Genomic DNA, 8,255 nt, shown 5'->3' on the forward strand with positions numbered 1-8,255 from the left:
TGAGGGCGCGATGGGAACCGAAGGCACGAAACGATCGTTCCGCGATGTCAGGACGACGAATGCGGCCATCGCCGCAATCTGGTCGGCGTGGATGGACGTCCCGAATTGGAAGGCCTGGGATGTGGGCCTTCGTGACGCGCGGGCCGAGACGCCTCTTCACCTCGGTGCCCGGAGCACGATCACGGATCGCTCCGGCCGGGTGGTGCCGTTCGAGATCGTTCGGTTCGAGGAGGGCTGGTCCTACGCCATCGCGAACCCCCTTCCGCTCGGAGGCCGACTCGTGGTGGAGCGCACGATCACCGCGACCGATCCGACCGGGTTCCGGCACGACGTCCGCTTCGAGGGCTTCGGGGGCGTGCTTCTCGCCCCGATCCTCGGGCGCCAGTTCCGCGTGATGCTCCCCGAGGCGATGGACCGGCTCGCCGCGCTCGCGGAAGCGGCTGCGCCGGAGGGAAGGACGTGAGGCGACGGACGGTGACGGGCGGAGGCCTCGCCCTCGGCCTGATGGCAGGCGTCGGAGGCTGCGAGATGCGGCATCGTTCGGCTCTCGGGGCCCTACCCTCGGCGCCACGCAACCCGGCACCGCGCTCCTTCGACCTGGCTTCTGGACTCCGACTTCACGCGATCCAGACTGGATGGGTGGCGGTCAAGCGACCGCATCGCGCCTTCGCGGGGCCAGACGCGCTGGCTCTGCCCGCTATCGCCCTGAGCGCGTCGTGGACGGAATGGCTGCCGGTTCGCGCCTGGGCCATCGAGCATCCCGAGGGGGTGATCGTGGTCGACACCGGTGAGACCGCCCGCATAGTGAACGACTCGGACTATGCGGCCTGCAACGCGGCGTCCGGCTGGTTCTACGGCAGCAACCTGCGCTTCGCCGTCCGGCCCGAGGACGAGGTCGGGCCACAGCTCGGACTCCTGGGGATCGACCCGGCCCGCGTCCTCACCGTCGCGATGACCCACCTGCACTCCGACCACATGGGCGGGATGGGTTGGTTCCCCGAGGCCCGCTTCCTCGTCTCGGCTGCCGACGCCGGTGGTCATCCGGGTGCCCTGCTGTGCCGCATCCCCGACCGGGCGCGCGTCGAAGGGGTCCGCCATGACGGGCCGGCCCGGGATGCATTCGCGGCGTCCCATGCGCTCACCTCCGACGGGGCCATTGTGCTCGTGCCGACCCCCGGCCACACACCCGGGCATCAGTCCGTGCTGGTCCAGGCCAATGGCCGCTCGTGGCTGATCGCGGGGGACGCCGCCTTCGACCTCGCGCAGATCGAAGCCGGCACGCAGGCGGGGATCGTGGCAGACCGCGCGGCGGCGCGAGACACGCTCACGGCTCTCGGTCGCCAGAGGACCGAGCACGGAACCGTCATACTGCCGACGCACGACGATGCGGCTCTCGGCCGCATCTAAGGCGGATGATCGACGGAACGTCTCACCGTCTATAGTCGGTGATGATGGGTACACATTCCGGAAGGGTCGGTTCCCTCACCCTCGAGCAATGATGCCTTGGCAAGTTGCCTGGTTTCGAAGTGAAGGCCGCGGTCGTCTGGCGTTCCCGAGGTTTGCGCCTTAGCTGTTCCGTATGGAGTTTCTTTCGGAGATCGACGGCGTATCCGGTGAGGTTGCCCTAGCGACGCTTCTTGCGGAATACGGCCCCATGGAGGAGCGGCGATCCGTGCCCGAGGAGCGGATCGCGGCCCAGATCGGACGCGTCCCCAACCTCCTTATCGACCTGTGGCGTGCCCACGGGGTCGGAGCGATCCGCGATCGCGGGCTGTGGTTCGCCATGCCCGGAACGCTGGACGGGGTCGAGGCGCGGATGTTCGACGGCGACCCCGACCTCGGTGGCGACACGACGATCGTCGCTTATGGCGCGATGGGCAACCTGCTCGCCTGGAACATGCGGCACGGCCCGGTGCTGGTCGTTCCCGTGGGCGGCGCGGTTCAGGTGCCCGGACTGTTCCGGCCCTCAGAGCGCCTTCCCGACGATGCCGAATTGCTGCGCTACCTGCGCGAGTTGCACCCGTTCTTCTTCGATCAGGTCGATTCGGAGAACGAGCAGATGCTCGAGCGTGTCCGCGGCAGATTAAGTGCACTGCGCGCCGGTCAGGTCTACGCCCTCTACCCGGTGCAGGGGTTGCTGGGAACCTCTTACGGCGTCGAGAACGTCGCAGTGGATGAGATCGCGGATTATCTCGGGGCGGTCGCGACGGGGAAGGTCCTCATACTGCACGACTACGAGGGGCAAAGCCTCAATATCCGCGAGATCGGGGAGGGCGGACGATGATGATGATCCTGCGCGCGCTGGCGATTGCGGCGATGGTCTCGGTGGGAGATGGCTGCGAGGGGACGCCGAACCTGGGGGATATCCAGCTTGGGGTGGGAACTCCCACGAACGGGCCCGTCTATCTCTTGGAACTTGTCGCTGACGACGCCCGGTACCCTCTCACGCCAAACGTGCAACAGGGCGGCGTCGACGCCTTCCCGCGGATGTCGCGCCCGGTCTGGGTACAAAGAAAGACCCAAGACGCGCAGTTTGAGGTGCGGGCCGTCTGGATAGAAATACTCTCCGGTCGAGCCTACGAGGCACGGATCACAGTGGACGCCACTGAGCTAGCAGTCGACCAACTCGGAGCCGATGTCGTTGCGCTGTTGATGCCTGGAGGACGGATGGTTATCGGATCGGATCCCGTCCCCAAATCCCGCGAGGTCGTGACCCGCGACATAGCCGAGACCTGCGGAACCCGTCGCCCCGACCTCGACCGTGACATCACGGGCGAGGTGAATGCGATTGCGAATCTCAGGGAAGCCTTGGCCTTCGCCACCGACCCGATCGAAGTTCCTCCTTGCGGCGAAGGAAACTGACATGGCAGAGGCCCGCGACCCGATCACAGCCCGGGCGGACGCCGCGATTGCAGAAAGCGGTTTGTCTGGCGACGTCATGTCGGTGGCGGCGACATGCCCTAAGACCGCGCTCGAGATCGGCGTGTTTTTCGACGGCACATTCAACAATGCTGTAAATGCGGGGATCGGCGGCGATGAGGGCTCCTATGCGAACGCGAAGAGTAATGTCGCGCTCCTTTCTGATCGCTATCGCAGCGGAGCCGAACACGACATCGTCAACGAGAACGGCACGGGCGTCTGCCGCAAGTTCTTCGCGAGTTACGTGCCGGGGATAGGGACGACAGACGGGGGAGATGACAGCATCATCGGTGGCGCCCTTGGGATGGGCGCGACGGGCGTCGAGGCAATCGTCGCTACCGAAGCACTACGCCTCGGCCGAATCATTGCCACGCTTTCCCCTGGAATCGAACCAGAAGAAATCATCCTGGATGTCTTCGGCTTCAGCCGCGGCGCGGCGGCGGCGCGCTACTTCGTGAACGCCTTCCGCCAGGGATGGATCGACTACAATCCGGTCTTCGGCACGCGGCAGCGCGGCTACGTTCCCGAGGATCGCAACATCCGCATCCGCTTCGTCGGTATCTTCGACACCGTCGCCTCGATCGGCCTTGGGATGGTCGAATACAATTATGGCGCGAACATCCACCTCGCCACGCGGCAGGCCGACCGCATCTTCCACATCACGGCCGACAACGAGTACCGGATCAACTTCCGTCTGAATGACAACCTGCCGGGCGGGGGCGATCGTCTGCCGATGCCGGGCGCGCATGGTGACGTGGGCGGCGGCTATCGCGATCCGGGCGATACGGTACCCGTGGCCGGATCGCAGACCTACGAGCATTTCTTTCGCGCCGACGCGGAGGCCCATCGCGACATGCTGGTGGGCCGTGACGAGCCGACCGCCGCCGAGGCCGCGCCCTGGATCGCGGAGGGCTTCATCCGCGCCGACCAGACCGACGCACTCCAGCGACGCATGGGACCGATCATCTCGCGGAGCATGCCCGGCCCCATGGGCATGCCGACGCAGGTGCATTCCTTCGAGATCACGCGCGTCCTGCATCGCCCGTGGGTCCAGCTCGGTCTATCGCGCGTCGCAATGGCGGCGATGCACCGGCAGGCCGTCGCGACGGACGTGCCGTTCCTCGATCTGCCGACCGGGGGCGAGTACGCCATCCCGCCTGCCTTGCAGCCGGTCGCTCAGCGCATCATCGCGGGCGAGCATGTCACCGGGGCCGATGCGCGCTTCGTCGTCAACAACTTCACCCACGTCTCCGCCAATCCGGACTCGATCGGTATGTCGGGTCAGGACGACCGAACGCGCCGCGTCTACCCGAACCGGCCCGGCAGAGCGATCTAAGCGGAGGACTCCCGCATTTCGCTCGCCGCAAGCTCGTCCATCCGTGCGCGCAGGGCCCGGATCTTCGTCGTCTCGTCCGTGGGACGGAGGAGGATCTCCGTCAGCGTTCCCGTCACGTCGCGTCGCTCGAAGGACGGTCCGTAGGCGAGCTCCCACGCGCAGCAAACAAACAGCGCATCGATCTGAAGCAGCCCAAACTCCTGCATTCGGCCGACGGTCCGGCGCACCAATCGGTCGCGGTCCGCTTCGGTATGCGACTCGGAGATATCGGGAAAACTTTGTGCCAAGAGGTCGGACAGGTCAGTCAGGCGCCGGTCGCGGCGGGCGCGTGCAACGGCATCCCGATCCGTTGCGGTGAATACGACGGGACCCGTCGGCCAGGTGCGGGGAACTTGCGGCGATTGCACCTGGACGGTGCAGGTCCGGCGCCGCGCGGACAAGATCAGCGACTCGATCACGATACCGTCCCGACTTCCGAACCATCGACGGGACGTCTCCGGCCGGTTCGTCAGCCCTGCAAGGTATGCCTGCATGGCGTCGGCGTCCCAGTACCGGAAGAACAGCCAGCCGCCGTCTTCTACCCGCACCTTCGAAAGGTGCCGCAGATGCCCGTGGACGTCGCGCAGCCCTTTCCGTGATCTCAGATAGATGCCCGGCCCGGTCTCCCAAAGTCGCCCCGGACCCATGCCCCCCGAGAAGAGCATGCGCGTGAGGCGGTGGCCTTCCTGCAGTCGCACGATCCAGGGGGCCACATCGCGCAGCTCCCGGGCCGCCTCTCCCTGGAACAGACAGGCATGGTCTAGGTCGGATGTCTCCAGGATCTCGGGCAGGCCGGGGACCTTGGCGGAATCGAGAACGGCATAGGTATGCAGCGGCGGAAGGCTTCGATCCATCTCACCCTGTTCGGTCTGGCCGAATAGGACCGCACGTAGCGAAACCGGCACGCTGAGAGGTTCCGCCGCGCCGAATTGATCCTCCAAGGGCTCGATGCCATCCAGCGTCTCGATCGTCAGCTCGGGGGCAGAGGCGGCCGCCGACCCATTCGCGTCACCGGTAAGGTTTGTCCAAAAGTCTTCGTCCCTGGCTTCGGCCACGCGGGATATCCTTGTCTATAGCAATACCCGGCAGTCTGGAAGTTCACTTGAGGAACGGCAAGGCTTCGCTCTCCAGTCTGACGGCAACTTACCGGAACAGGGCAACGCGCTAGGCGAACGGCGGCTGAACCGCAGCGGGCCTGAGCGGACGGCTTGATGGACCGGGCACGGGTGCCGGACCGAGACAGTAACGCAAGTATGCTCGCGTGACGGCCGAGATTTGTTTCGCAAGGGTCGGTTCAGGCCGCGTCACCCGATGAGACCCGTCCAGAAAGGCTGCGAGCGCGTTCCGGATGTGCACGTTGGAACATGCTCCCTGCGGCGGCATCGTCGTAGGGTTAACCGTGGCACTTCTTGAACTTCTTTCCACTGCCGCACCAACACGGCTGGTTCCGACCAATCTTTGTTGGGGCTTTTGGTACAGCCTGGGCCTGGGCCATCGATCGAGATCGATTCATTAGGCCCTGGGCATCCTCTTCGACCAAACGGCGATCCCGCGTCCCGGGCGGCGGCACTACTACCGGCACCATCGCGACGGCCGCAAGCTTAGCTCGTGCATCCACGTATAGGCGGGCAGCAATTAGGTCGTTTGATCGCGTCGCGATTGCAGCGGCCGCTGCTCGCCTGCCCACCTCTGCATCGTCAGTCGTCGCCTCGATCCGTTCGGCCCAAAGAAACAAAGGCCGCTCCCCACCAAGGACCATCCGTCGACGTTGTTGGGTCCGCAGCGTCTCGTATGTTGTCTCCAGTTCCTTGCCCAAACGATCCCGGGTTTCCGCATCATAGTCTCGAATATGGGCATCAAGCTCGAGCCAACCGACAGGACGATCACGGTCGATCAACGCAAGTAGATCGATCAACGTGCCGGGCATCGCCTGCCCTTGCGGTGGATCGACAGGTGCATCAGGCGCACTGAAGTATAGGTCAATCACCTCGCTCGCTCCATCAACGACGATCATTTGAGCATCCTGCGCACTGTGCTCGTCATGATAAGCTGTGTCGTAGCGATTACGCGTTATGTAGGCGCCGAGGTTGTCGAGCTCATCGAAAAGATGGAGTTCAGGTTTTGCCGCCGCGGCTTGGCGAACGAGTAGGTAGTGCGCGAGCGCTCCCGCGGTGGGCAGGAACCGCCGCAGAACAAAGAGTTCGTCGATTGAGAGCGAAAGAAACGCATGACGTCCCTCGATTGGGACGATCTCGGGAAGCGTCTTGCTCATGGCAGAGAAGGGCGAGAACGTCTCGACGGTGAGGCCAATCGGAACTTTGATTCGATAATCTGCATGGCGGATGCGGACGACCTCGACATAACGCTTTCCTTGCCGTGCGTAGATCGGCACCTCTTCAGCGGAGTAGAGATATGCGAGAAAGCGTGAGCACTGGTGATACGCATCGAGTACCAGGCGGGTGAGGGCACTCGCATGACGCCCAAAATCGGAGGCAGGAGACGCGATAGTCGCCGCTGCGCCGGATTTGGCCTCGATCTGAATCAGCACATCATCGAGAAGAATCAGCAAGTCGTTCTCGACCCACTGCCGCGTTGCAGGATCGCGATAGTAAACCGACTGATGAATACGTGCACCCCTCAGGTGATCGCCGAATACTTCCGGGAAAGCCTTTTCGCACATTGCGCTCTGAGCCTCACGGATGGCCTTAGCCGCATCGGGCCTACGAACCTGAATATTGTAGAGGATGGCGCGGTAGCCTGCGTCGCGCATCTGACAAGCGTCTAGAGCATAGCGCTGCCCCTCAATCTCAATCAGAGGTTTTTTGCGAACAGGAAGGGTCCGAAGCGGTGTCGCTTGCAACGATCCGTCGGCGAAGAATTCGTTGTCTTCTCCACGACCGTAAGAAAGGTCTTCTAGAAGCGCTTCCGGCAGTCCAGATTTTTGCGATGCGTTGTGCGATCCGGCTCGAAACAGATCAACGAATGTTTCTTCGAAACTCGTGGCATGCTTTAGCCGCCATTCTTCAGCCACGTCCGGCTGTATTATCCCATTCTCGTCTGCAATATCGTTGAATGCTTCGTAAGCGGCTCGCAGTTGTTCCGCCGCCCGCATCTGACCGGTTCTTTGGCTGTCGGCGAACCGCTGGATAGCATCAGCAATATCCGCCGCGCCCATCCCGTAGGTCTCGCGTAGCAGCTCGTCGTGTGGCGCTAGGACGTGGCCGTAGAACTCGCCTTCCAACTGCTGATAACGATTGCCACGGATGATGACCCACGTGGTCATCGCTCGCATCATTATTTCGGCTGTTGCATCTCCGAACGTCTCGTCCGGCGCACTTCGGGCTTTGATCATCCCGTAGACCGCCGCCTGCATCCGGAGAGTCTCGGCAGTCTCCGTGATCTCGGCGCAGGTCGCTTCGTCCAAGGAGCCCGTCTCCACTGACGGCGCGGAGGCGAGAGTGGCGTGAACGTATTCGAGTAGGAACTGGCTTCGTTCTACGATCTTCTGCGCATGTGCGTCCCCCTTCTCGTCGGGGACGTCGGAAGTAGTTAGAAGTGGCTGCGCAGCGATCCAGCCTAAGAGATCAAGCGGCGGTTGGGTTACGATCAGATCACGCAGTCGAAGACCCAAAGCTGTCAACTGCTCCTCTATCTCCTGAAGTGCCTTGGCATGCGCTTCTGGCGTCATGCCGAACTGGTCCGCTTCACTATCCGCCATACTGGTCTTCTTGTGCCTTGCCATCCGCCCCTTCGGACCGAGCTTCACGTTCGGCTAGACCCGTCTGAAACGTCGTCGAGCGCCACGGGACGTCGCGCTCGACGACTTTAATCGAAGGTGACTGAGGTGCTCCCTGGAAATTGGACGCTGACGGGAGCTACGATCTGAGGTCATCTTGGTCTTCGAGAAGGAGACGGACGAGATGGCGAAGAGGAAGCGGCACGCGGCCGCGTTCAAGGCGAA

Annotated in this window: 7 protein-coding genes; 5 read left to right on the plus strand and 2 right to left on the minus strand. The window is 63.4% G+C overall.

Annotated elements, in window-relative coordinates; genetic code table 11:
- Positions 1 to 10: 10 nt before the first annotated feature.
- From HSX43_RS06415 to HSX43_RS06435, 5 genes are all read left to right on the plus strand, one after another.
- On the plus strand, positions 11 to 463 hold the full coding sequence (locus HSX43_RS06415) for an SRPBCC family protein (RefSeq protein WP_179379251.1): 453 nt from the start codon (positions 11 to 13) through the stop codon (positions 461 to 463).
- 176 nt (positions 464 to 639) lie between these two features.
- Positions 640 to 1,407 (plus strand): N-acyl homoserine lactonase family protein, encoded by a 768-nt coding sequence (locus HSX43_RS06420; RefSeq protein WP_179379252.1) that lies wholly within the window; start codon positions 640 to 642, stop codon positions 1,405 to 1,407.
- 172 nt (positions 1,408 to 1,579) lie between these two features.
- A complete protein-coding gene (locus tag HSX43_RS06425; protein ID WP_179379253.1) occupies positions 1,580 to 2,284 on the plus strand; it encodes a GAD-like domain-containing protein in 705 nt (234 codons plus the stop codon).
- Complete coding sequence (locus tag HSX43_RS06430) at positions 2,281 to 2,862, plus strand: hypothetical protein (RefSeq protein WP_179379254.1); 582 nt, start codon at positions 2,281 to 2,283, stop codon at positions 2,860 to 2,862. The genes HSX43_RS06425 and HSX43_RS06430 overlap by 4 nt, the downstream gene beginning before the upstream one ends.
- A 1-nt stretch (position 2,863) precedes the next feature.
- Positions 2,864 to 4,255, plus strand: a complete 1,392-nt coding sequence (locus tag HSX43_RS06435) for a T6SS phospholipase effector Tle1-like catalytic domain-containing protein (protein ID WP_179379255.1) — start codon at positions 2,864 to 2,866, stop codon at positions 4,253 to 4,255.
- Here HSX43_RS06435 and HSX43_RS06440 read toward each other — a convergent pair.
- Together HSX43_RS06440 and HSX43_RS06445 are read right to left on the minus strand one after the other, a co-directional pair.
- The gene (locus tag HSX43_RS06440) at positions 4,252 to 5,349 is read right to left on the minus strand and encodes a DUF4123 domain-containing protein (protein WP_179379256.1); all 1,098 of its coding nucleotides are present in this window, start codon (positions 5,347 to 5,349) and stop codon (positions 4,252 to 4,254) included. The genes HSX43_RS06435 and HSX43_RS06440 overlap by 4 nt on opposite strands.
- Before the next feature lie 338 nt (positions 5,350 to 5,687).
- Positions 5,688 to 8,012, minus strand: coding sequence for a YecA family protein (locus HSX43_RS06445; RefSeq protein ID WP_179379257.1), 2,325 nt, complete (start codon positions 8,010 to 8,012; stop codon positions 5,688 to 5,690).
- Positions 8,013 to 8,255 lie beyond the last annotated feature (243 nt).

It is taken from the genome of Jannaschia marina (assembly GCF_013404595.1).
GTDB classification, from domain to species: Bacteria; Pseudomonadota; Alphaproteobacteria; order Rhodobacterales; family Rhodobacteraceae; genus Jannaschia; species Jannaschia marina.

What these genes read in the sequence shown, in the direction of transcription:
- HSX43_RS06435 (WP_179379255.1), top strand. Translation starts at nt 2,864, where the DNA reads ATGGCAGAGGCCCGCGACCCGATCACAGCCCGGGCGGACGCCGCGATT.
- HSX43_RS06415 (WP_179379251.1), top strand. Translation starts at nt 11, where the DNA reads ATGGGAACCGAAGGCACGAAACGATCGTTCCGCGATGTCAGGACGACG.
- HSX43_RS06445 (WP_179379257.1), bottom strand. Translation starts at nt 8,012, where the DNA reads ATGGCGGATAGTGAAGCGGACCAGTTCGGCATGACGCCAGAAGCGCAT.
- HSX43_RS06430 (WP_179379254.1), top strand. Translation starts at nt 2,281, where the DNA reads ATGATGATGATCCTGCGCGCGCTGGCGATTGCGGCGATGGTCTCGGTG.
- HSX43_RS06425 (WP_179379253.1), top strand. Translation starts at nt 1,580, where the DNA reads ATGGAGTTTCTTTCGGAGATCGACGGCGTATCCGGTGAGGTTGCCCTA.